Raw genomic sequence first — 24,733 nt, 5'->3', positions numbered from 1 at the left:
CAGATTACATTACTCCTGCTTTGTCTGCAACGCCTTTTCGTGAAGGTTGGTATTGAAAAGCGCATACAGCGGATTGGCTTCTTTTTCCATACGGTTATCAAATGGAATACAGGTATTTCCATACTTAATGATCCCCGTACCGGAAGGAGAATTATCTACATATTTTAATTGTGCTTCTGGAATTCCTGCTGCAGTGGATAATTCCTGACTGTCTACATTGGACTGCTTTAACAGGGCAATAAACTCACTGTTTCCAAGCATGGTCATGGCTGTATAGTTTTGCAGCATATCAACCAAATTTTGGGTGATTCCTGTGCATAGTCCCCCTTGCTTCCTCACTTTTTTCCAGAGGCTGAACAAAAATTTCGCACTATACTCCCGGTCAAGAACAGTATGGAACTCATCTATATAAAGCCAGGTTGCCCTTCCTTTCTTTGCGTTTTCTGCAATCCTGGCACTGATATTTTCCAGCATGACCAGAGTGGAAATGGCTCCCAGCTCTTTCCCCAGGTCCCTGGTACCATAGACAATGAACCTTGCCTGTACATTCACATTGGTATGGTTATTGAAAATATTTAAAGAGCCATTTACAAACAGCTCCAACGATAAAGCAATGTCCTTTGCCTCTTCTTCTGGCTGCTCCAACAATAACTCATAAAATTCTGACATGGTAGGGATATGCTTTTCCCTTGCCTTTGCAATGTCGATATACAACTTTCGTACACAACGGTCTATAATGGATTTATGGCGACTGTTTAGATTATCCCCGTAACACTGTTCACACAGCCCCAGCATAAATTCCCCTTTATCCCGGATATATCCCTGAGAATCGTTTAAATCCAGCGCCCAAACGTCCATCTCCAAAGGATTGATGTAATTCTTTGTATAGGTAGACAGGTTAATGATTGCTGCCTGGTTTCCCAGGGCTTCTGCAATATCAAAATATTCCAGTGTCGGGTCGATACAGATAATATCATCATCTGTTCCTAAGAACACCTGCAGCATTTCCGACTTACTGAAATAGGATTTTCCGGAGCCGGGAACACCGAATACCATTCCATTTCCATTTGCCAGTTTTTTCCGGTTTCCAATGCAAAGGTTATGAGAAACCTGGTTAATGCCATAGCAGACGCCGGACTTTTCGTTTAATTCCTGTACATTAAAGGGAAGAAGGGCTGCAATATCCCTGGTGAGCATGGTCCGCATTGTGCTGATCTGCCGGTTTCCCACTGGAAGTATGGTATTCATAGCTTCCCTCTGCTGATAATAGTGGGTTTCAATCTGGCACATGCGTCCATTGCCGATATTTTTAATGGTTTCGGTTACACTGTCTAACTCCTTCTTGTCCTCTGCCATGATCAAGAAATTAACCCCTGTATAAAACAGGTTCTGGTCATTTTCCCGCACGTCGTCCATAAGATTTACAATCTTCTCCTTCTGGACTTTCTTGATATGAGAAATGTCACTGGAAAAGTCGTTATTTTTATTACGGACTCTCTGCTGCTTTAAAATATCATTTTCAATGCCCAGATATTTCTTCTGAAGAACCTTATTTGCCAGTTCTTTTGGTACTGGTACAATACAGATTGTAGTAATACTATGAACCGGAAGGCTGGTAATCTCATTTAAAAAGGTATCCGATAAAGAAGAAGGATATTTTTTAATGAATAATGCCCTGCATTTTTTCCGTTCCGTTTCAAAATAACCTGGGTAAAACTGCATATACCCTGGTGAAATATCATTTTTAGGATCACCGCCCTTTTTTAATGCCTGTCTGAAATCAAAGGAAAATTGTTCCTCTTCCCCTATACGGTAAAAATTGAAAAGTACCCGCAGCCGTTCTTCTGCATTTAATTCTTCAATGCAGGAGCCAAGTTCTCCAAAGTTCTGTTTTAAGGTCGCTTCAAAAGTGGCAAAAAATGCTTTTGCCTGTTCGTAGGATTTCCGTTCTACACATACAGTCAGCAGTTTTTCCTGTTCAATCCCCTGCCTTCCATCTACAATGCGCTTTTCAATAATCTGGTTATAACTTCCACGCAGCCAGTTAAAACCATCTCCTTTTTCCTGGAAAAGTACATGCTCCCGGAAATCCTGCATGTTTTTGTTCCGATTAAAAATGGTAATAAGAAAATATACATCAATGGCATTTACCGTCTTACAATACTGCTTTAAGATTCGCATCTGTTCTTCTGCACCTGCGGTTACATAATTAATGTCCAAAAAACGGTATGTCCTGGAATATACCCCCTTCCCTACTTCAAAAATGCCATTTTCTGCAATTCTCCCAATCCCCATGACTTCCTGAAGATATTTCGGGGATTTTACTGCTTTATCTGCTTTTTTTAACTGGTCAAACTTATCTGAAAAAATTGACAATCTCTAATTTCCTCCTTTCAGGCAGATGGGGCCACAAACACAGCAGCTTCCATCTGCCGCTACATGTCTGTGTATCCCTCTCCTGAAATGGAGAGCAGGCGCTATTTCACGCCTTGATTGAATATTCTGGTCAACGGTACATCTTATACCACACCGCTGCTGCCGCACCAAGTACAATCATCACTACCGTTACGATCCCCATACGGATTGCCTTCTTTTTCACCACGTTGACATCACCACCTTTCTTCTCTTTTTTCTGTTCCTTTTTCCTTTGCTGTACTTCCCGTTCTTCTTCCTGACGGGTTTCCATATAAATCTGTTTCAGTTCCTGCACCGATTCCGTAGAGCCATACACCAAAGGGCGGTTAAAAAAGGAAAAATAAATCATCTTCCCTGCAAACTGCCAGAATGTCAGCCCATGATAGTTATAAAACCCAGTCAGTGCCAGAGGTACAACAAAAGGGGTTGCCACATAACAGCTCAAAGTAATCCCGATTTTTTCATACAAAAGCAGGACAATCCCAGTTCCTACGCCCAATGCCAACGCCGAAAACAAAAACTGTTTTGCTGTAAGCCCTAGAACCAGGGATTCTTTATAATGCTGCAGGTCCTCACTTAATTCAATCTCCATACATAACCTCCTGTCTCTGTTTTTTATCTACTCTGTCTTCGCTCTTCCTGCATGGTTTTCTGTAATCCATGCTGATTGCAAAAGGCGGCAACCCCAGCCTGGTCAAACTTACGCAGTTCCTCCAGATGAAATTTCACCACCGCATACTGCCCCATACCGGATTGTGCTTTCCAGGGAAGCAGTGTTCCCAATCCATGCTCCTGAATAAACTGGATATTTTCCTTACTAAAATCACCGCTGATACAGGCAGTTCCAGGCTCCAGGCAATATCCGGGAAGGTTTACGGTCAAATCTGAAAACGGTTCCCACATCCCATCTTCCCGGCTATACAGCTCCACATAAAGGTTTTGGTTCATTGCATAATAATCTACCCGCAATGCCAGTTCTTCGGTTCCATACGCCCATTGAAAATCCGCTGTTTTGATTTCCTTTTGAAATTCTGGATTCTTTACTTCTCCCCGTTCCTGGTATGCCTGCTCATAGGCTGCATATCCCTCCGGGTCCAATTTCTTTAAAGTTTCTTCCTGAAATTCAAACAGTGGATATTCCATACAGCCAGAACAGCAGATTTCTTCTTTTAACTGTCCAATCGCGTTTTTTTTGATAAATTCTACTATCTGCTCCAGATCATAGCCTGGGAGCAAAAAGGTCTGGTTCTTTTCCAGCGGAATTCCCATATCTGTGGTCAATTCAAAAAGTTTCCATATCTCTTCCTCTTTTTCCGTAAACACACAAACTTTGATGTTTTTATCAGCCGGATAAGTTGCAACTTCCAGCCAGACCTCATAGATCTCCCCATTGCCAAAATCCAGGCTGAGTTTTTCTTCCTGTTCCATTTACATATCCTCCTTTCCTACCGACTCCTGCTCTTTGCAGACAGAAGCCTTTCTTTTCCCTTTTCAAAATATTCTTCATTAATTTCAATGCAGATTGCATTCCGTTCACTGGAAAGTGCTGCTTCCCCCAGGGAAAACGAACCTGCAAACTGATCCAGTACCCACTCCTTTTCTTCTGTTACAAATCCAAGGATCTGCTGCAAAAGTTGCACTGGTTTTTCTGCCTGATGAATACGGGAGTTTTTCCCTGGCGGTTCAATGTCAAAGACCGTTGGAAGCATTCCCCTGGCGCCTGACATATAGTGGGATATTCCTGGCTCCGCCTTATCCTTTTTCGCATCTGGGCGTAAATTCCTGGCTTTTCCTTTCGTAAAAAATGCAATCTCTTCCGTATTTTTAGATTTTCTTCCCGTATTGGCAACGAAATCTCCTTTTTTCCAGGCGACTTTTGCATAATATTCAAGCCCTGCTTCTTTCGCCATTTTTTTCATCTGATAGAGGTATTCATAATTTTCCCCATTTTCTTCCGGCATGAACTCTACCAGAAAACACCCTTTTTTCAACACCCGGTATTTTTCATCAAAGTCTTCCTGCGTATATTGAAAACATTCATAGGCCGCAAAATCCCGATTTCCCCCTTTCAGGCTTTTTTTCAGGTCATAAGCATGATCTGTAATAATGGCATCTATACTGTTATCTTTTAAAAAGCTCAAATCCCTGCCATTCCCCTGAACCATCATACAAGTTACCTCTTCTCCGTCCTGTTCTTTGGTAACCGTATAGACTCCTTTGGCTATCCTGGAAAAAAGCCCCTTTTCTATTCCCTCATAAATTCTTGCCCGGATACTGGGTTCTTTTACCTCTTTTACCTGTTCTACACAAGCCACTGCTTCTTTAAGGCTGAAGCATTCTGCGTCCTGAAAATATTCAAATAGTGTCATCTGTATCCCTTTTTCCTGCACAATCCTTTCCTCCTACAATCCCAGTGCCCTGGAAGTCAGGTTCTGCGCTCCTTTTACAGTGCCTACCGTCAGCGCAACCGTAAAGGTCATTTCCCCCAAATAAATCAGGGTTTTGGCCCAGTCCTCATAATCTCCGGTAAAGGTCGGAAGTCCGGAGGAAATAAACTGGTTACACAAAAGGATTGCCAGTGCCATTGTGACTGCCTCAAAAACGACACTGATAAAATATTTCATATAGGCTACAAAGGTATTGCTAAGCCCCCGGTTTCCAGCCAGGGTACTGCTGGCAATCGCCCCAAAAGGTACAATTACCATAATTTTCAAAAAGCGGAAATAAACATTGTACAGCAGGAAGAACCCACAGATAATAACGATTAAAGATAGGAAAACAGCAAGTATCAGGAACACGATACTGGTTCCAAATCCTAAATCTTTGATCACTTCTGCCTGCGCCGGGTCAATGGATAACTCCACACTCTGGTTTTGTCCCAAATGCCCCACCAGGTTTCCACAGGAAGTAAACAGGGCTTTCATAATGGTAATGTTATAAGATACCAGCCACTGTGCAATGGCAACCCGGATAAACATACGGAGGATTGCTTCAAACCGGATTTCTTCCCGGATATCTACCGACTCTGCACAAAACCCAATGACGAAAAAAAGGACTACCAGGGCAGAGCCTATCCCAACAAAAAGGGGTTCAATCCCTTCAATGATCCCCCAGGGCCCGCCCCCTTTGAACCCGGTAGGGGACTGTCCTAAAAGTTCAAATACGAGGCTGACCTGATTATTCCAAAATCCAAACACGATTTCCAAAAGTGCAAGGATCGCCTCTCCTAAATTAAACATCACTTCACCTCTCTTCTTATCTGTTTATCTCAAAAAGAAGAACGGTTTTAGCTGATTCCCAGGAAAGTAAGAACGGAGGAAATAGCTGCCATAATAAGCCCTGCAACAATTCCTTTAATGGCACTGTTCATAGAAGAACTGTCCTGCTGCTGGTAAGCCTGTGCAAATTCCATCACGTTTTTTGCCAGGATAATCACACCCACCGCACCGATAATACTGATCACCAGTGTCTTTAAATTCATAAGCGGCTGTGTTACGTCACTTACCCCGGAAGCCATGACAGTCTGGGGGAACAGGGAAACAGTGGCAGCGCTTACTGCCAGGACTCCCAGTAGAGATTTTTTCAAGCGGTTCTGTTTCTTTCTGATAACCTCTTTGATTTTCATATCTTTTTACTCCTTTTCATGTGATTGATACCGCATTACGCAAAAAGACAGATTTTTAAAAACCTGCCCTGCGTAATGCAAAAACTACAGGTTTCCAAAAATCTGCCTTCTTTAATCCGAGGCTGTTTCTTTTGTAAATTTTTTACGGATTTCCTTCATCTTTTCAGCACTGTTTTTTGTATCTGCCATTTGAAGGATTTTATCATACGAAATTCCAGCACCAATGGCAAGCATGATTTCTCCCAACTGTTCCTCATTATAAACATGGCTTTCCAATAATTCAGAAAGTTTTTCTTCCTCTGTCTGTACCGGTTTTTCCGTTTTCTTCGGCGGCCTCACCTCCTCTACCGTTCTCTTCTTCTGGTTCTCTTTCAGCTCTTCCTCCGAAAAAATCTTCTTAGGAATAGGCTCATAAGAAAAAATTTCATCAAAAGACAGTTCCACAATCTGAACATCTTCTCCCTGTTCCTTTTTCTTCTTATAATAATCCAGGGATTCTTCACTTAAAATCTGTACCGCCTGTTTTTGGGCAGCCATTCTGTCATGGATATAAGGCGCACCCCCGCCATCTTCTGTTTCCGAAAATCTGGAGTGTGCAAAAGTATTGTATTTCTTATCAATAATAGGATCACAACCCCTGATTAACAAAATACACTCTGAGTTATCCAGCTTTCGGGTTTCGTCCGGTGTCAAAAGCTCACGCCCCAGCACATCATAATTCCGGGAACTGCTCCCTTGCCGGCCTTTGGTTTCCCCACTGCTTTTTTTATCAATGGTTCCTTTTCCCAGGGACTCACTGATATACTTATGCGTGGACTGTTCATTCCCACCAAGATATACCAGGGAATCACAATTACCCGGTATGGTTTCCCAGGTTTTCTCAAACAAAGCCTTGATCTGGGCAAGGTTTTGGATAAAAATGGTACAGGAAATATTTCTGGAACGCATGGTACTAAGTAGGCTGCAGTAGTCATCTGGCAATGGCACGTTGGCAAATTCGTCCAGCATAAAATTCACGTTAATGGGAAGTTTTCCATTGTAATGGAAGTCTGCCTGGTAATACAATTCCTGGAAAATCTGGGAATAAAGCATACCAATTAAAAAGGCATAACTCTTATCCGAATCCGGCGTCACACAAAAAAGTGCGGTCTTCCGGTTTCTGTCCCCATCAACACCAATCCCAATCTCCTCAATCTCCATTTCATCATGATCCAGAATCCGCAAAATTTGTGGGTTCTGTAACAATCCCAGCCTTGCATTTGCGGAAATGATGATACTCCTTACCGTATCTCCTGCACCCCGTACCACTTTATTATACTGGATTAAAGCAGGGTGGTTGCTTCCCTTTTTTCTCTCCAGTCTGCGGAAACGCCGGTCTAAATCAGAAGGGGAACCGTCTGCATGGACTTCCGCCTCATTCAAAAGCTGCAAAACCATACGGAAATTCCTTTTCTCCATTTCACACTCCTGCCACACATAAAGAAAAATAGCCTGCAAGTACAAAGACTCGGCTTTCTCCCAGAATGGATCACTGGGCTGTGCGTTTTTCGGTGTGGTATTATTGATCAAGTTAGTAACCAGTTTTACAATATCTGTTTCAGAGCGGATATAGCGGAATGGATTATATCCGTTAGACTGCTCCATTTCCACCAGGTTCAGCACCCGTATCCGGTATCCATGCGCTTTCAGCATACCTCCGCAGCATCTTAAAATCTCCCCTTTGGGATCTGTAATGATCTGGGAAGCCCTGCTTAACTGAAGGAGATTGGGTTTCACCATGAACAAGGTTTTTCCAGCGCCGCTTCCTCCGATTACCAGGACATTTAGGTTTCTCCTAGTCTTTCTGGTATTCATGGACAGCCTGACATTCTGGGATAAGATCAGGTTATTGTGTTCATCTTTATCCGCAAACTGCTTTGCCACCTTTTTCGGATCTGCAAAAACAGCGGTACCAAATTCCTGACCCGGCATATAGTTTTTCCGGCTGGTGACATACATGACCATACCGATCACATATACAAAAATCCCCAGAATGATTGCTTTTAAGGAAGTTTCGTTCCAATAATTGGCAAACGGGGCTGCCATCACCTGATCCAGACGGTTTAAAAAATAGTTGATATCCTTTCCAGGCTGATAACACACGTTCAAGAGATAACCTCCATAGCCGGAAGCTACGCCTCCAATGAAATACATACCCCAGGACTGTTTCTTCTTTTTCTGAATTGCTCCGGTTCTCTACCTCCTTTGCCCCTGTATGCTTCTTCTCCCTGCTTCCAGGTTCTGTTGTGTCTTCCTGTAATTATGTTCCCTTCTTCTGCGTATCTTTTCCTGCTCCTGTCTGGCACGTTCCCTGCGTACCGGATCATAGCTTTCCCTATATAAATCTTCCCCCGAAGTTTTTCTAAGAAAACGGTCCTCCAGGTCTAAAATTGCATACTCCTTCTTCTTTTCCAATCCTGCAAAAATAGTCTTATGGTCATTAATCCAGCTAATTTCCGATTTGTCCAGCCAGATAAATTCATTCTTACGGTACGGAATCCTGGTTTTGATATGATGCTCTGTTTCTTCATATACCAGCTTCTGGTCTATGGTAATGGCATTCACACCTGGATTGTTCCGCTTTTCCTTTTGGATACGCTGAATGACCTGCATCTTTTCTTCTGTTTCCTGGCTGTTTCCAGTGCTGCGTCTTTGGGCTTCCTCTTCCCCAAACAACTGTTTCCACTGCTGGGAATCTACCAATTCTTCGATCTGTTCCGGTGTCCTGGTCAGTGTCACCGTACCTTCCTTCCCTTTCTCCAAAATCCCCTGTTCTTCCATGTAGCAGATAATCGGCCAGATCTGAAGCCAGGTCATATTCAGACGGGAACGGACATCACTGATCTTCTCCACCTGGTTTTTCGCCAGTTCCCGCGCAACCAGTTCACACTCCTTCGGCTCCGGCAGGACAGGCTTTTTTACTTCTTCTACCAACTGCTCTACCTTATCCGGCTCTGCATTTTCATAGTATTCATCTAACGTCCCAATATTGGAATGTTCAATTTTTGCCATCATGGACTGAATACGGGGCGCTGCCTGGGAATGGAACAAAATTTCACTCATACCGTCCTTCTCATTCAAATCCGGCAAAATGGAATATAAAATCCCATACTTATTTGCCAGGGCTTTTACCCGTTCCAGGTCTTTTGTTTCAAAACGGAAAACCTGCAAATCGCCTCCCATTTTCAGGAGCTTTTGTACAGAAGTTTTCCCTGACAATTTTTCCTGGTCCAGAACTTTTTTAAATACCGCACAAATATCTTTTACAAACTGCCAGCCTGTATTTCCCATTTTCAGAATGATTTCTGCGCCTTCAAAGGAAACTTTAATGATTTGCGCCGCATCTTGTATTTCACTCATGCTCTCCCTCCTATCCCATTGCCCTGTCTTTTTTTGCTAAAACAGCCGCCTTTGTTTTTCCTTCTGCAAGCATGGCTTCCAGGTCATACTGGATATTTTCCTGTTTTAAGAGAGCCTCCAGCATGTGGTTTGCTTTTTCCTTTTCATAGGTCATATACTGAAGCTGAAAAATATAATTCTCAATCTGCAAAATATTTTCCGGAACCTGAGAAAACGGTTCAAGGTAATGATAAAGAATACGCTCTTTTTCTTCCTTTCCTGCATGAGGCGCCTGTAACTGCAAAATAATTTTTTCTACCTCTTCCATAGACTCCTTATGAAAAGCAATACGGTACAAATCCTGTTTCTGCTCCCTAGTAAGAAAGGGCTGTTCCTTTTCGGCAGCTTCCAAAAGGGAAAATATTTTTACCACATGTTCAAGTTCTGCCATTTACACACCCGCCTTCCGTTTCCGCATCAAAAGGATAATTTCCCGCATTTTTTTCATTCTCTCCGGTGAAGGACTGTTCTCCATCACCTGAAGAATTTCTGCATCTGCCAGCCCACTTTCTACACACTGGCGAATTTCTTCCAACTGTTCTGCGGACAAGTTATATTCCAGAATTTTCTCCACAACACTTTTGGGTACTTTTTTTCCAAGCATGGCAATCCCAAGCAGCCGGCGCTTACTTTTTTGCAGCCCTTCCGCTGTTTGTATGCTTTTTTCTTCCAATACCACTTTTGTTTCCCTGGAAGCAGCTTCTGTTTTTTCCCTGTATTTTTCTGCTTCTTTTTTCAGCTCCTGAATTTCCTGCTCTTTCTTTGCCAGCTTTTCTTTTAATTCCTGTATGTTTTTATCTTTATATTGCAGGTTCTCATACAGGTCTTTAATCTCCTGGTTTTTCTCTTCAACAACATGCTCCTTTACCAGAGAGGACAAGGCTGTAAAACGGTCATTGCTTTCCCGGAACTGCTGAATGGATTGTTCCATGATCCCCATAAGATTTTTCATATAAGAACGCATTTCTTCATCTTTCGGAACTTCTTTTTTTGCCTTTGACTCTTCCAGTTGTATCCGCATGGTCCGCATACGGCTGGCCGGCAGTTCATTTCCGGCATAGGTTTTCACCTCTTCCAGATCCAGCCCGTTTTTTAAGCCCTCTACGATTTCCCGTACCTGGAACTGGTTATAATTTCCTTCGCATAAAAAGTCGATTTCCCCAATCCCTTCCATAAGCCCTATGATGATTGCTTTCATCACCGGGGCTTCCTGGTTGCTCTTAACTACTTTCTGAATATCTGAAACAGGAAGACCAAAATCCAGCCCCATAGAAACTGCGTCCATCTGTTCTTCTTTTAAAACTTTCCGGCATTCTTCCAGATACCGTTGTCCTTCTACTGTCATTTACCCTCCTTTTCCTCTGCCCCTCGCAGACGGTTTCCTATTCTTTTCCTTCTGCTGTGCTTCCAACTTTTCTTTTTCTTCTGCTTTTTCACGCAGACGCTCTGCAATCCTTTTTTCTTTTAAGATTTTTTTCCGTTCGATCCGCAAACGCTCCTCTTTCTCAAAGAAATAAGCGTCTGTCTGTTCTGCATCAGACAAGGAATATCCCATTTCTTTTAACTGCCCAAGAAGGTTTTGGTATGTCTGGTGGTCTTGAAAAAATTCCTGATACCCTTCCTGATAAAGTTCTGCTTCCATCTGTTTTTCCTGCAGCTTATTGAGAAGCAGAAGCATTTCCTCATAAGGAACCATTTCTTTTCGTAGCTGCTTTCTTGCCCTGCTGTTTTCCCAAAGCTGTTCCTTTGTTGCATCAGAAATGGCTTTCAACTGCGCCTTATCCTGTATGCGATAAGCTGCCAGAAAATCAAATTCCTCCTGCAATTTTTTCAATTCATGGATTGCTGCCCTGTATTTCCAGGTTTTAGAGTTTGCCATTGGTTTCCCCTGCCGATACCTGCGAAGAAAACATTCCTTCTGGTATCTGGTCAAATGCCGCTCCCGGTATGGGATAAACACATACGTCCATTCTACCGGTATCTCCTCTCCGGTCATTTCCGGGATTGGAAGGCGTCCAAAACGCTGCCGAAGCTTTTCCTCTGTATATTCTTCCCCTAGCTGGTCAAGCCGCCTTGCCCTTCCTGCTCCGGGTTCCCGAACAGAAAGGCGCTTTCTTCCCCGCAACTCATATCCCATGCTGGAAAGATTTTCAAGAAATTCCTCATAAGAACCTGCGTCCTGTAATGCCTGGTCCACATCTCTTCTGATCCGCCTGTCCCGTTCAGAAAGAGATTTTTCTTCCTGTCCTTTTTGTTTGCGTTTTTCCTTGGCTTCTTCCAGATCCAGCACAGATAAACCATGCTCCCTGCATATCCGGTTGGTCAGAGGCTGGATAATGTTTTCCCAATCCCCATTTCTATAATCGTATTTATATCCCGTAGTACAGCGTACTGAATTAAAAATAATGTGCCCATGAATATGGTCCGTATCATTATGGACTGCATAAACCGCTTCAAAATCCTTCCCAAGAAATTCTGTCACAAACTCTCCTACCATTTGGAAGGCTTCTTCTTCCGAAACCTCATCTTCCTCAAATGAAAGAATGAAATGGTAGCCCTGCCTTTTATCCAGCTTTCCAAAATGACGTTTGGTATCTACCATCTGGGATAATGCCTGTTCAGGAATACAGTTATGTCCACAGACATAGCGGCCATGTTCTGTTTTCTCCGGGTTCATAATATAGCGAAGACCATTTGCCAGATGTTTTGCCGGATAACCCGTTTTTGCCTGTTTCATGTGCAGGCACTTTGTAATTGCCATAACCTACAGCCTTTCCTGCACCTGGCTTACCAGTGTTTTTATCTGCTTCAAAAACACATACAGACGGTGTTTATCTTCCCTGGAATAAAGGGCGCTGTTATTGTTATGGGTAATCTGGTTGATGTTTACACCAATCCGGTTGATTTCCTGGTTCATGCGTTCCAGTTCCTGACGGATTTCCGGGTAATCCCTGGGACGGTTGGTAATCAGCATACGAAGGTACTGGGAATCGGAAAGCCCCATCTTTTCTGCCTGTTTTTGTAACTCTTCCAACTCCCATGAGTACAGCCGGATTTCTTTTCTGCATTTCATTGTTTCTTTTTTCATGCTCCCCCTTTCCTTATCTTTATCACATATTTCATCTACCGATTTCTACTCCAACGCTATCTGCAGTCAACTCCTAAGACCTGCTATCGGTCACCGTATAACTTCCCGGCGTCCGGACTGGCTATGCCAGTCCTCTGCAAGATACGGATTTTACCGTACAAAATCCCATCTTGTTAGGGGGCACCCCCTAATACCCCGGATAACATAGATAGCAAAACGCAGATACTGATAGCAGACCTGCGTTCCATATAGGGAAAAACCGATAGCAGTTCCAAACATCTGCTATCGGTTTTTCCACTTCCTACTTCTATTTCTGCTAACAAAACCCCAGTTCTGTTAGCAAATCTGCCAGCCTCCTGTGTCTGATGTGGCAGCAGTTCTTCCATTCTGCTATCAACGCTTTTGCACAGACTCCCTGCTGGCTGCTTCTTCTTCCGCAATTTCTCTCTTTCCAACAAGTATGGGAAGACTCTCTATGGACCATTTGCCGCTTTGGGTTTCTCTTATGAAATTATTGGTTTACCTGTTCTTCCAAACGCTCCAATGCCTTTTCAAAAGCTCCAATCCCACTGAAAAAGGAAGAAAGCCGAATATCCTCAAACAGATATGGCATGGCTTTGTATAGTTCCAGAAAAATATAGTACAGCACATCAACAACAATGGAATTTCCTGCCTGTTTGTAAAGCTGGCTGTTGCTTATGCCTGCTTCTTTTGCTTTCCAAAAATCCGCATCGGAAAAGCCCATAAGCCGGAAGCATTCTAAAGGTGTCAGCCTCCGGATACGGATCAAAGACTCTAAACGGTGTATCCCATTTGATGTCGTAAGCGTAGGGCAGAGTTCCCCATGCTCCTGTACCCTTCCCCGTTTTTCCACAGACGGATAACTAAGATTTACAACACCATTTTCCAAACATTCCTCATAACCTTTCTGTGTCTTTTGACGTACCAGAATGATATTATCTTTTTGTACAGAAGTAAGGGTATGGCAGACTTCTTTTTCTCCCAGTTCCAAAGTCTGCACAATCCGGCCTTCCGGGTCATACCTGCCCCGGATTGCTCCTGGACATTTTTCTACAATCTTTGGCTGGTCATGCCCTGCTAAAACCGCACCGCTGCTTCCTAAAGGGGAATAAATAACCCCGCTTGAACCATAGCCGGTATGAATATCTCCCACTTGAAGAATTTTGGGCTGATGTCCGCCACCACCACAGGCAGTTACCGTAGGGCAGCACCCGTCTGGCAGATAAACCCGTCCAGTCTGTTCAAACACCCCTTTGATATTTCCGGCCCGTTTTACCCGGTTTTCCCGAAAAGCCTTCAGGCTTTTTTCGTCCGGCTCAAACAAAAGCGCTTTTCTCTCTTCCATATCTTCAATCAAGCGGCGTACTTTTTCCTGGGATAAGTAGTATCTTTCCTCTACCGTATCCTCCAGAATATCCATAAGGCACTGGAAGGACTCCAGCGGTTCTGGAAACTGGAATGTTCCATTATCCATTTCCTTCTGTATCAAAATCAGATATACCCGTTCCCTGTTCTGGGGTATTCCGTAATGCTTTGCATTAAGAACACTCCAATAGGTGTGGTATCCGTATTCATGCAGTTCTTCTTCAAACAACCGGAATGTGGTATCCCGGAATTTTTTTCCTACAATATTTTTTACATTTTCATAAATTCCCCATATTGGTTTGACACCCCGTATCATACGGAGCCACTCCACCAGAAGGGAAGAACGTGTTTTATCAATATCATGGGAACCACACATGCCGCAGGCGTCCCTTTTGGAATAATGTACCTGCAGAGGGTTATACTCATACCCGCAGCTTCGGCATTTCCAAACTGCGCCTGCCTGCTTGCCTGCCAGGGAAAAATCCTGACAGGGGCTTCCGCCACAAATCATGTTAAACGGTTCAATCTCCCTTTCGTCCACTTTTGTAATATCTCCCAGATTCAATGTTTCACTTGTACCATGAATCGCACAATAACTCTTTGCTGCATATTTATCAAACTCACAAAAATTCACCAAACTATATTTCATTCCTCATATTTCATGAGGTGTAGCTACACATTTTACCTAGGATTACTCACTTATTTCCTCCTGTCTCCTAAATTTTTTATAGTCTTCATGAGAAATCCACAGCTACAAACGAAATATCCATCTGGCATTACCTTACAATCATAGAATCACCCCTTCCCGTATCCAGAGTTTATCCTTCTGTCAAAAATTCTGTTGGTCTGCACCACCTCCTTTCCTAACACCCCCACTTTCGGATTGGTTATTTCTTTCTCACCGCTCTTCTTTCCTGATGTTTGCCAGCACCCTGGACACATACGCCTGCTTGGGTATCCCCATGCGGTATCCCTGCCGCTCATAGCTCTCTTCGATAAACGCAACCCGTACACGTCCATGCAGTTTCCTCTTTCCTATCCACTGCACTACTTTTTCCATCTCCGCTTCGCATTCGTCGATCTCCCATTTTTTGAAACATTCCTCATCATAGCTATTTTCCAAAAGAATACCCTCCTATCTTGCCTGTGCTATCTGGTATGGTACTATGTTCCTGTGTCCTACCATTTTTTCTATCTTTTGTATGTTTGTCCCTTTTGTTTCAGTAAGAAGCGGCCTTTCCTTTTCTACCAGGCTGGAAAGCTCTTGGTTTTCCTTTTTATACTGCAAAAAAGCATTATAGTCTTTTCCCATAGGTGGAAGACGTACAAAAACCTCATACTCCATAAGGGTATATTTTCTTGCCAATTTTTTTGCCGCTTGTCTTCCCGGCAGGTCATTATCCAAACAGAACTGTATCTTCCTGATATGAGGATAATCTTTTAAGAACTTTTCCAAAGGACCATCGGAAAGCATTCCAAGTACCAGGATATTGTTCTGATAGTCTTCCCGCAGTTCCATATCGGACATGGCATCAATGGCCGCCTCATATACATAGAGCGTATCACTGTTTTGGTCTACCAGATTAACCCCATAAGTTTTGTCATTCCCCGTAACATCTCCTTTAAAGGGTTTTCCATATTTATCCAGGGTTCCCCTCTGGCTGGCAAAACGTGGGATACCTTCCGTATCTTTTCCCACAAAAACCAGGTTATGGTACGTTCCGCTCTCATACAAAATCCCCTTTTTTACCCAAAAATCAATCATCTGCTTTGACAGCTTCCGCTGTTTTATCAGATAGCCATATAACCGGCGGCTGGTTTCTGATTTTGAAGGAAGTACAAAAGGTTCTTTCGGTATGTCTTTTCTCTGTTTTGTTTCTTCTATTTTTTCAGTCTGTCTTTCCGGTTGAAATTTTTGCATGGTTTCAGTACGGATATATCCGGCAAACTCCAGCAGATATTTGACTGCCTCCACAAAATCCATGTTTCTGAAATATTCCAGAAAGTCAATGGTGCTGCCACCTACCCCTTGGCTAAACCGGCACCAGGAAGACCGGTTGAAGATCATCACAGAGTCCATACCCACTGCCTGATAGAACCTGCCTTTCCTTTTCAATGGAATCCCTATCTGCTCCGCCAAATCCACTAAATCCACTGCCTTTGCAATCTGAATTTCTTCAGCCGTAAATTTTCCCATACTGCACCTCTTCATATTTCATATCCAGATAATGTGCCATTTCCGGGTGCAGAGCTTCAAAAGCAGTCAGGTAGCGGAAACAGGAACTATACTCTCCCTGTCCGGTACAAAATTCCCGTAGGCTCTTTTTCGAATACTGGGCCGGCTGGTTACACCAACGACTTAGGTTGATATACATTCCCTTATAAACCTCCGGTGCCTGTTCCCATGCTGCATAGCGCATCAGATAAGCCAGGCACTTATACCGCATCAAAATCTCAATCCGTATGAAAACGTCCCGAATATCCTTTGCCCAAAAATCTGCTTTCCAGGTCCCTTCCCAGTCATAACCGCACAGTACATACAGCTTAATTTTCTGGTAAGAAACTGGGATCACTTCCCGCAAAAGTTCCAATTTTCTTACAATAAGTTCCTGATCTTTGATATGGTCAAAGGCAAAAATCATACCATTATCCAATTTTCCAGATGCCAGAAGTTCCATCTGCCTTTTCTGCATAATCCTCAGATCCAGCCCCTGCCGGAATTGAAACCGCCTGCCTGTTTCCAGGACACTGGAAAAGATTTTTTCCCACCCTGCACAGGCAAAAAAGTTATCGTCCAAAAAGCATAACTTCTTTCTGGACGGGTCATAAAATTCTTCCAATGGGCTTGCTGGTGCTGCACCGGTGCTGTTTTTGTTTACACAGAAACTGCACTTCCGAAAACACCCCCTGGTGAGGAAACCAATGGAATACTCCGTATAAAATTGGAACTCTTTCTTCTTTTTCTCTCCTTCGCTATGTTCTTTTACCATCTGGTCATACAAATGATAGTCCGGTGTATGGTGTTCAATCGCTTCTGGAAGTACCGGTGCTTTATCGTAAAAAAATCCAGTCCCTCCATAAACGGTTGTTTCCCTCGTCAAAATATGTTCCGGCACAAAGGTATCCGTAAACACTTTTGATACATAGAGCCGGTCATATTCCCCTGCCTGGCTGTAATCCAAAAGAAGCTCTGTTTCAAATCCCTGCTCCTTCCAATAAGCGGAAAGTTTCATACATGCCAAGTTAGGAAACCGGTGTCTTTTCCGGTATAAAAGATCTGCATCTATAATCCCTATCCTCAACGCCTGCTCCTTTCCATACGGATAGTTCCGGTTTTCTTCTCCCCTTTGACTGCCTCTTTTCTTTCTTCCTTTTCCTTGCATTCTGCCGGGCAATATGATTTTCCATTTGCTTCCATGATTTCTGCAAATTCACAAATATGGAACACCCTTGCCCCTACCTGTGTGTGGTATTCATCAATATAGGTACAAACCCGTTCTTCCCTTTTTCCATCTGGATATACAATCTCTATGGAGTCCCCGTCTGCTATGCTGAACAGGGTATGATAATGGCTGTCAATAAACCGTATTCTTTTTTTCTCTTCCATGCTTCTCACCTCATATTGCCAAAGAAAGGACAGCCGCAGCCGCCCTTTCCCAAGTTTAAAAACTGATTTTTATTTTCTATGCCTTTTTATGTCTTTTTCTGTAATAAAGTAGGCCTGCTACCATACCTGCACTTACACCAAGAGCCAGCAAAGGCAGGAACCAGTTTGTATCATCACCCGTTTTTGGTCCTGGTTTTACGGTACCTGGTGTTTCTGGTATTTTTTTATTCTGGATCTCTTTTACCACTTCAATGACTGGTGTTTTATCATTCTGATAGGTAAATACGATTTCCCACTCTTCTTCCGTCTTCTCATATCCCTTTAAGGTGGCAGTTTCTTTCAGCACATAGGTGATCGGTTCTTTGAAAACACCATTTTCATAAGTTCCAATTGGAAGTAGTTCTGAAACTGCTTTTCCATCTTTTCCAGTCTTCAAACGTCCTACTTCTTTTCCGGTTTCCTTTTCCAGCAGAACAAATTCTACTCCTTCCAGAGCCGCTTTGCTGTCTGCATCCGTTTTTACGATAACCAGTTGTCCCATAGCACGCTCATCTTCCATCTTTACTTTCTGGATTTCTCCCGTTTCTTCTACTGTAAACTCCACGTCATTGGCCACAATATATCCGTCAACTGCCGCTTCTTCATGCAGAGTATAAGTACCTATCGGAAGGTACTCAATCAGGTGTTCCTCTCCTGTGGTCCAGGACTCTACCACTTCCCCGTCCTGATCCAGAATCTGCAGCTTCGCTCCCTCAATTTCTTTTCCATCTGTAATATCTGTTTTGGAAATTGAAACTTTGGTATGGTCGTCCTCCATTTTCACTTTTTGTATGTCCCCTGTTTCTTCCACAACAAATTTCACATCTTCTGCCCGGACATATCCCTGTTCCGTAGGCGCTTGCTCTTCATGCAGTACATATTCTCCTGGTTCCAGTGCATAGACTACATGGGGTTCTTTCTTAGATACCCACTCTTCTACCACCTTTCCGTCCTGATCTAAAATCTGCATTTTTGCACCTTCAATTTCCTGTCCACCGGTTAAATCTACTTTTGTAAATTCCGTAATGGTAGGCTGATTAGAAATTTCTTCTGAAAAAGCGAGCAGTTCAAGGGTCTGGTCTGTATAAGACGCATCAAAGGAATACACCTCATCATTTGGCAGGTATCCCGGCTTATGCTCTACTTCCTGAATATAGTATTTTCCATGAGGAAGATCTGCCTGAAATACCAGCTTGCCCTCTTCATCTGTTGTTCCCAGTTCAATCAGGGCATCTTTTTCTACAACTACTTCCCCGGCAGCATTTTTGATATCCTCCTGCGCATACAGCCCGAATACCACTCCTTCCAGCGGTTTTCCGGTTTCTGCGTCTTTCTTCAGAAGACTCAGGGAAACTTTCTGTCGCTGATTGGTAAGTTCCATTGTTACATAATCCACTGCTACTTCCTGTCCCTTATATGCAATTTCAAATTCTTTTGCTTCCGAGTCAAGCACGCAGTTCTGACCTGCTTTTTCTTCCACTACATAGTATTTTCCGATAGGAAGATTATTCAGGACTGCCTTTCCTTCTTTATCTGTCACCATACGAGCTACCAGGGCATCTTTTTCATATTTTACAATGCGGTTTCCTGCTTCGTCTTTCTGTCCGTCCGGGGTATAAATGGTTTCCTTTGCATGAATGGCAAATTCTGCACCTTCCATATTTCCCTCTTCATAGTCAAATTCATAACCTTTCTCTTTTTCCATGACCTCTTCCCCAGTGAAGAAACTGCTTACCTGATTTACGAAACCTGCTACACCGTTTTTCATCTTTGTCAGGAACTTTTCTTCTACTTTAGAAGCACCAGAAAGTTTTTCTCCTTTTTTATGGATTGTAAGACTTCCTACTGCTTCATCATTATACTGTTCAATGACAACAATAAATTTACCAGTTTCCTCCTCTACCTGGTGTACGGTATCAGAATCTACGGTAATGGTGATCGGCGCTTTCTTTGCCTCCTGGTAAGCTCCCCCGTCTGCAACTTCATTCAGCGGAACTTCCTTCCCGTCTTTTAAGAGGACATTTTCAAATCCTACCTGTACATAATTTTCCGGTGCTTCCACTTCTTCAATCCGGTAAGTGCCACATTTTAACTGCTCCGGTGTAATCAGGTATCCCTCTTCGTTGGTCCTGAACACAGATACCACTTCTTTTTTTGGATATCTTACGATCATTTCCACATATTTTTCTGCTTCCACATCATAAATCTTATAAGCTGCACTGTTATCCAGCACCGGCTTCTGCGTCTGGGCATCTTTTTTCACAATCTTGAAGTAATACTGCAAAGGACGGTCATCAAACACACGCCATACCTGGGGTTCCCGGCTGTCTTCCGAAATCTGTACAATAAATGGACGAATCCCTTTTAAATTTTCCGGAACCGTAGACTCAAACACCACATAGGTTCCATAAGGAAGTTCTGGACTCTTTAAATATCCTTTCTTATCCGTAAACAGCTCTGGTACCGTAATCTTTTTACCATTCTCCCAATAAGAAGCTGTTTCGTCTTTGCTGTAATCATAGGTGATAAAATCTTCCGGGGTATAATAAGAACCATTTCCCGGCTTCAAACTTCCGTCTTTTACACCAGACAGCTCACTGATGAGGAATACCTTAAATCCAGCTCCTTCTACCAGTTCTGTTTCTGTCTGCTCCCCGTCTTCTGAGATCTTGATAAGCTGAAAGGCCTGTTTCTTTACAGTTTCCTTTACAGTCACCTCCCGGTGTACAATCTGTACTTCCTGTCCCTCATACGAAACCTCTACGGGATACTCTGTTTCATCTAACAGATACCCTTCTGCCGGCTCTATTTCTTTTACGAAATAATTTCCAAGATACAGGTTTTTGAAATCTACGGTTCCTTCACTGGAAATCGTACCCTGCGCTACAAGTTCCCCTTTTTTATGGACAATCCCATCTTTCTTATTTGGGTGTTCAATATCTTGTGCAGCATATAATCCGTATTTTGCCCCTACTAAGGTTGCGTCACCCTGGGAAATAAATCCCTGGGAATCCTGGTCAATCTTACTTACATGAACTTCTCCCCGTACTTCCTCATTTTTAAAATCATGGGAAAAAGTATATGTGTAGGTGCTGTCGTCTTTATATTCATAGAAGAAACGATACACCTCATCTGTCATATAGTACTTATCCGGTGCCTGGATTTCCTTTACACTGTAATGGAAATTCAAAGGAATATCTGCATGGAACACAGCCATTCCTTCCCTGTCGGAAACAGCACGTTCCACCAGGCTTCCTTTTTCTACAAGGACCTTTCCGTCTGCTGCTGTCAGGTCTTCTTCTACATACAAGCCAAACGTCGCACCTTCCAGGGTAACATCATCATGTTTCGATTTTTTCACTACATTTACGGAAATCTCCGGTCTTGCATTGGTAAAAACGGTTTCCCCCTGGGATAGCTCTACATTCTGTCCTGCATAGGACAAGGTTACAAACTGGGTACGTTCCTGTTCTGTTTTCCCAATCACCAGATTTTCCGGTGCTTTCTGTTCTACAACCTTATATTTTCCAAGATACAATTCTTTGGAAACAGCGCTTCCATCTTCCCCTGTTGTCAGACTTTCTACCAAATCCCCTGCTTTATGCACCTTCGTCACTTTATCCTGGCTGTAAATATCCTCTGCCGCATAAATGTTATATTCTGCCCCTGCAAAGTCCGCATTTCCATATACAAAAGTCAGGTTTCCCTCTTCTCCGGTTACTCCGGTCAGAACCTCACCTTTTTTACGGATTGTGATTTTTCCTTTCTGTTCCTCATTCGTCACTGCAACAGAAGTTGTTTTTCCTGTTTCCAGCTTCACGTTAAAAGACTCTGTATTCAGCTTATATCCTTCTGGAACAGAAATTTCTTTTAAATATACCGTATCCTGGGTTTTCGGAAGTTCCACCTCAGAAGTACCATTGCTGTCTGTGGCCGGCATCTGTACAAGAAGGTTTTTACATGCACTGTCTGAATAAATACCAAAAACAGCGCCGGACAGATTTACTTTACTGTTCTTATCTTTTTTTGTTACCTTTACCCTTGCCAGGTCTAGCCACTTCACCGTAAATTCCACAGAAGCACTTTCTTCTTCAAAAAATGCCCCATACCCAATATCCTGAGAACCAGAACCCGTAGACAATACTAAGGTCTTCCACTGAGTTCCCATTTGTCCTTTCAGCTTACCACTGTTCCATGTACCAGTTACAGTTTTGGGAGCACTGAAATAGAATGTGGTATTTCCATTGATCTTTACGGTTCCTGTCTGTTTTGTACTTCCACTGTGATAAGTCACATTCTCTGGCATTTTTAAAGTAATATAGTTTCTATGGTCACCTTTTAAAGTAAATTCTCCGGTACGCTGTTCCTTTCCACTTTCATAACCCTTTGCTTCCTTTGGGGACAACGTGATTGCTGCTGTCGGAGGTGCTTCCAGGCTGTAAATATGCTGGATATATCCCCACACACCGCTTGCCTTAATATCTTCAAAGGTACAGCCATAAAAACCGTCCATGCCACAATAAGAATAAGCGGCAGCTAAATGCGTAAAAATATACTTTGTCTTCCAGTCAAAAGAGGGCATATACTCCCCAGTAATGTCCCCGGGACCGCCATATCCATAATAAAGGACTTTCTGTAATTCCGGGTTGCTTTCAAATTCATTGGCTACATAATCCGAGGTCGGCGGGGAAGCCTTCATAGACTCCAGACAATATGCCACATGGCCATTTACGGTGAAATAGGAAGTAGAATAGTTCCCCACGTTAGAAGGGTATGGGATTTTCTCTCCCTGTACCAGATGTACATTGCTTCCTTTTTGCTGCTCCATTGCTGCCGGAACAACCGATAAGAACATTCCCTTATCCTCTTTTGGTGTCAGATCAATCAACTCTGCCCCTGCATCTGGCATTTCCGGTTCTTCCGTCAGTACCTCCGGTATCTCCGGGTCAGGGTCCGCCTCACCGTCCTCACCGGAGCCATCTTCGGTATGCTGGCTTACTTCTCCCTGGGGTTCCTGTGTACTGTTTTCCCTTGCTTCTACCACAATTCTTCTCATAATCTGATAGGAAGGGTTTCCGCTTAACGGATCAACACGATAAAATGCCTGGTAAGAACCTGGGGTATTGAAATCAAAAGAATTGCCGGAGTCCCCTTCTGCTTTCAGAAACGTTACCTTTACTTTTTCATCATTTTTCTGAAAACCCCTGTAATCTGTTTCCAGGTCAAAGGACTCTCCTGCTTTTATGGTAAGATCCTCTGCATACACCAGTTCTTCTTCTGTTAGTTGCTCCTTTACCTCTTCCAACTCCGGTAATGTTTCTGAAGCAGCCTCCTCCTGTTTTACTTCCTGTATCTGTGCATGTTCCTCAGACTGTTCAGAAGCCAGTGCGGTGATCCCTGTATTGAGTAACGTAGAACAACTAAGAAGAAGTGCCAGCGTCCCAGCCAGCAGCCTTTTCTTTTTTCCTTTCATCATAGCTTTGCTCCTTTTCATTTTTTCGTCAAAAAAAGCAGGCCACACAAGCCTGCTTTCCATTTTCTATCTTCTTTTTTCTATCTTTTGTATACGGTCTGTCCCGTATCCAATGCACCCGTCAATCCCCTTTCTATTCCCTGCTTCCTGCATGGAACACTGCCAAAACAAGCTGCAGAACCAGCAGAAACAAACATATCACCAGTTTCCCTGTCAGATACAGCAGTTTCCCCACTGCAATGAAAATCCCTTTTACAACTTCCCATACACTTCTTCCTACTGCCATATCTTTTTCCTCCTTATTCTTCAAATGCCCCATAAAATTCCGCAAACCGTAAATCTTTTTCCATACAGGCTTCTTCCTTTTCCCTGTTCTCTGCTATCGTTCCACCGTCAGAAAGTTCTCCCTGAACGGTCTTTTCCAGCACACCCCGCTTCTCAAAGGCTTCTTCCTGTGCCTTTGAAACCGCTTCTTTTACGATTTTACAAAATTGTTCTTTCTGGTTCTCCAGAAGGGTATTTAATAGTTTCATCTGCTGTACATCTTCTTCCTGCTGCAGGTATTTTGCAAAATAAACGATTGCTTCTGCTATGAAATCGTCTTTCGTCTTGAAAATATCTTTGTTATACTCCTTCAGATATCGGTATGCCTGATGATGTACCGGCCTGTTTTTATACAGCCGCAGTGAAGTAGTATATACTTTTTCCGTATCCATAAGCATTCACTTCCTATCATGCCGTCCGCATTTTCCTCTGTTTTGCCCGGATAATACTTTTCACTGCTTCTTCACAGCCCCTTGCATTGGCATGTATATCCGTCACAAACTGTACATCTTTTCCCTCATTAGCTCCAAAATGCTCCACAATGGAAGAACCACCTCCCATGAATACCATTTTGGTCAGGTCCAGATTATAATGATTTGCCTGTATGATACCATAAATTTCCTCTGCATAGGATTTCAAACAGTTTATAATCACTTCCTGATACTGCTTCGGGCAGTCATAGCTTCCTGTCCTCATAAATGCTTCTGTAATGTATGCCGGTACCCCTGCCCCTGTTTTTGCAATGGCTTCCTCATTGACTTTTCCGATACAATACAAAGCTGCCTTATCCGAAATCGAATACTTCCCGTCCGGCATTCCGTCAACAAACTCTACCAGGTCGGTAGTCCCTCCACCAATATCTACTAAAAGGCAATAACCGGGAACCGCTTCTAAAAGCGTATGGATCACCACATGCCCCTGCATAAAAACAAACACATTTTCCAAAGACACATGATAATGTACTCCTTCATAGCGGAAATGCAGTTCCTTTGTCTTTAACAGATATTTCTTAAAATTTTCTTTCTGCTGCTGAAATCTTCTGGGTGGCAGGGCAGCTCCCATTTTTACGGAAGCGTCTGTCAGTCCCCGGCAGCGCATTTCCTGCGCCAGTGCTGCAAGGGTAAGAAGATAATAGTTTTCATTCTCTGTCTTATCTACGCATTCCTTTTCCGGTACTTTCCCACCCACATAATAAAACTGGTTCTGGTATTCCAGAATGTGTTCCAGGCTGTCCGGCCTTGCCTGCAAAGGCTGGATTGCTGCTGAAAATACAGTATTTGCAGTTTTCATGTTACGGTTTCCATGATCAATTCCAATAATCATTTTAGTTTCCACGTT

General features: G+C 43.1%; 21 protein-coding genes. All 21 read right to left on the bottom strand.

Features of this window, described 5'->3' with window-relative positions; all coding sequences use genetic code 11:
* Positions 1 to 9 precede the first annotated feature (9 nt).
* Positions 10 to 2,376, bottom strand: coding sequence for a VirB4-like conjugal transfer ATPase, CD1110 family (locus tag OCV99_RS00545; RefSeq protein WP_025577466.1), 2,367 nt, complete (start codon positions 2,374 to 2,376; stop codon positions 10 to 12).
* Between the two features lie 130 nt (positions 2,377 to 2,506).
* Entirely contained in the window at positions 2,507 to 3,007 is a 501-nt protein-coding gene (locus tag OCV99_RS00540; protein WP_055056111.1) for a PrgI family protein, read from the bottom strand.
* Between the two features lie 23 nt (positions 3,008 to 3,030).
* Positions 3,031 to 3,843 (bottom strand): DUF4313 domain-containing protein, encoded by an 813-nt coding sequence (locus tag OCV99_RS00535; RefSeq protein WP_081019432.1) that lies wholly within the window; start codon positions 3,841 to 3,843, stop codon positions 3,031 to 3,033.
* Between the two features lie 17 nt (positions 3,844 to 3,860).
* Complete coding sequence (locus tag OCV99_RS00530; protein ID WP_242856463.1) at positions 3,861 to 4,805, bottom strand: DNA-methyltransferase; 945 nt, start codon at positions 4,803 to 4,805, stop codon at positions 3,861 to 3,863.
* A 12-nt stretch (positions 4,806 to 4,817) separates the two neighbouring features.
* A complete protein-coding gene (locus tag OCV99_RS00525; protein ID WP_025577460.1) occupies positions 4,818 to 5,654 on the bottom strand; it encodes a VirB6/TrbL-like conjugal transfer protein, CD1112 family in 837 nt (278 codons plus the stop codon).
* A gap of 47 nt (positions 5,655 to 5,701) precedes the next feature.
* Positions 5,702 to 6,040, bottom strand: coding sequence for a hypothetical protein (locus tag OCV99_RS00520; protein ID WP_021651237.1), 339 nt, complete (start codon positions 6,038 to 6,040; stop codon positions 5,702 to 5,704).
* Positions 6,041 to 6,151: 111 nt separating this feature from the next.
* Complete coding sequence (locus OCV99_RS00515) at positions 6,152 to 8,233, bottom strand: VirD4-like conjugal transfer protein, CD1115 family (protein ID WP_070100864.1); 2,082 nt, start codon at positions 8,231 to 8,233, stop codon at positions 6,152 to 6,154.
* Positions 8,234 to 8,275: 42 nt separating this feature from the next.
* Positions 8,276 to 9,439, bottom strand: a complete 1,164-nt coding sequence (locus OCV99_RS00510) for a PcfB family protein (RefSeq protein WP_025577455.1) — start codon at positions 9,437 to 9,439, stop codon at positions 8,276 to 8,278.
* A gap of 10 nt (positions 9,440 to 9,449) precedes the next feature.
* Positions 9,450 to 9,869 carry a hypothetical protein gene (locus tag OCV99_RS00505; RefSeq protein ID WP_025577453.1) on the bottom strand — a complete coding sequence of 140 codons (420 nt, stop codon included), beginning with the start codon at positions 9,867 to 9,869 and terminating at the stop codon, positions 9,450 to 9,452.
* Positions 9,870 to 10,823, bottom strand: a complete 954-nt coding sequence (locus OCV99_RS00500; RefSeq protein WP_025577451.1) for a hypothetical protein — start codon at positions 10,821 to 10,823, stop codon at positions 9,870 to 9,872.
* On the bottom strand, positions 10,824 to 12,239 hold the full coding sequence (locus OCV99_RS00495; RefSeq protein ID WP_025577449.1) for a relaxase/mobilization nuclease domain-containing protein: 1,416 nt from the start codon (positions 12,237 to 12,239) through the stop codon (positions 10,824 to 10,826).
* Positions 12,240 to 12,242: 3 nt separating this feature from the next.
* Positions 12,243 to 12,566, bottom strand: a complete 324-nt coding sequence (locus OCV99_RS00490; RefSeq protein ID WP_025577448.1) for a plasmid mobilization protein — start codon at positions 12,564 to 12,566, stop codon at positions 12,243 to 12,245.
* 511 nt (positions 12,567 to 13,077) lie between these two features.
* Positions 13,078 to 14,601: a DNA (cytosine-5-)-methyltransferase gene (dcm, locus tag OCV99_RS00485; RefSeq protein ID WP_025577444.1), complete on the bottom strand. Its 1,524-nt coding sequence runs from the start codon at positions 14,599 to 14,601 to the stop codon at positions 13,078 to 13,080.
* A gap of 249 nt (positions 14,602 to 14,850) precedes the next feature.
* Complete coding sequence (locus OCV99_RS00480; RefSeq protein ID WP_025577443.1) at positions 14,851 to 15,075, bottom strand: hypothetical protein; 225 nt, start codon at positions 15,073 to 15,075, stop codon at positions 14,851 to 14,853.
* 12 nt (positions 15,076 to 15,087) lie between these two features.
* On the bottom strand, positions 15,088 to 16,149 hold the full coding sequence (locus OCV99_RS00475; protein ID WP_025577440.1) for a DUF3991 domain-containing protein: 1,062 nt from the start codon (positions 16,147 to 16,149) through the stop codon (positions 15,088 to 15,090).
* Positions 16,130 to 17,254 (bottom strand): radical SAM protein, encoded by a 1,125-nt coding sequence (locus OCV99_RS00470; protein WP_029676832.1) that lies wholly within the window; start codon positions 17,252 to 17,254, stop codon positions 16,130 to 16,132. Before OCV99_RS00470 ends, OCV99_RS00475 begins: the two co-directional genes overlap by 20 nt.
* Positions 17,251 to 17,559 (bottom strand): hypothetical protein, encoded by a 309-nt coding sequence (locus tag OCV99_RS00465; RefSeq protein ID WP_070098922.1) that lies wholly within the window; start codon positions 17,557 to 17,559, stop codon positions 17,251 to 17,253. Before OCV99_RS00465 ends, OCV99_RS00470 begins: the two co-directional genes overlap by 4 nt.
* A 76-nt stretch (positions 17,560 to 17,635) precedes the next feature.
* The gene (locus tag OCV99_RS00460; protein WP_172677213.1) at positions 17,636 to 23,074 is read right to left on the bottom strand and encodes a SpaA isopeptide-forming pilin-related protein; all 5,439 of its coding nucleotides are present in this window, start codon (positions 23,072 to 23,074) and stop codon (positions 17,636 to 17,638) included.
* A 130-nt stretch (positions 23,075 to 23,204) separates the two neighbouring features.
* Positions 23,205 to 23,357 carry a hypothetical protein gene (locus OCV99_RS00455; protein ID WP_155512673.1) on the bottom strand — a complete coding sequence of 51 codons (153 nt, stop codon included), beginning with the start codon at positions 23,355 to 23,357 and terminating at the stop codon, positions 23,205 to 23,207.
* A gap of 13 nt (positions 23,358 to 23,370) precedes the next feature.
* A complete protein-coding gene (locus OCV99_RS00450; RefSeq protein WP_025577436.1) occupies positions 23,371 to 23,787 on the bottom strand; it encodes a hypothetical protein in 417 nt (138 codons plus the stop codon).
* A gap of 16 nt (positions 23,788 to 23,803) precedes the next feature.
* Positions 23,804 to 24,730, bottom strand: coding sequence for a ParM/StbA family protein (locus tag OCV99_RS00445; RefSeq protein ID WP_025577434.1), 927 nt, complete (start codon positions 24,728 to 24,730; stop codon positions 23,804 to 23,806).
* Positions 24,731 to 24,733: the final 3 nt, after the last annotated feature.

The sequence above is a fragment of the Dorea acetigenes genome (assembly GCF_025567385.1).
In the GTDB taxonomy this organism is placed as follows: domain Bacteria; phylum Bacillota; class Clostridia; order Lachnospirales; family Lachnospiraceae; genus Claveliimonas; species Claveliimonas acetigenes.
The sequence above is the reverse complement of the archived record's forward strand: the minus strand, read 5'-3'. Positions and strand labels throughout refer to the sequence as shown.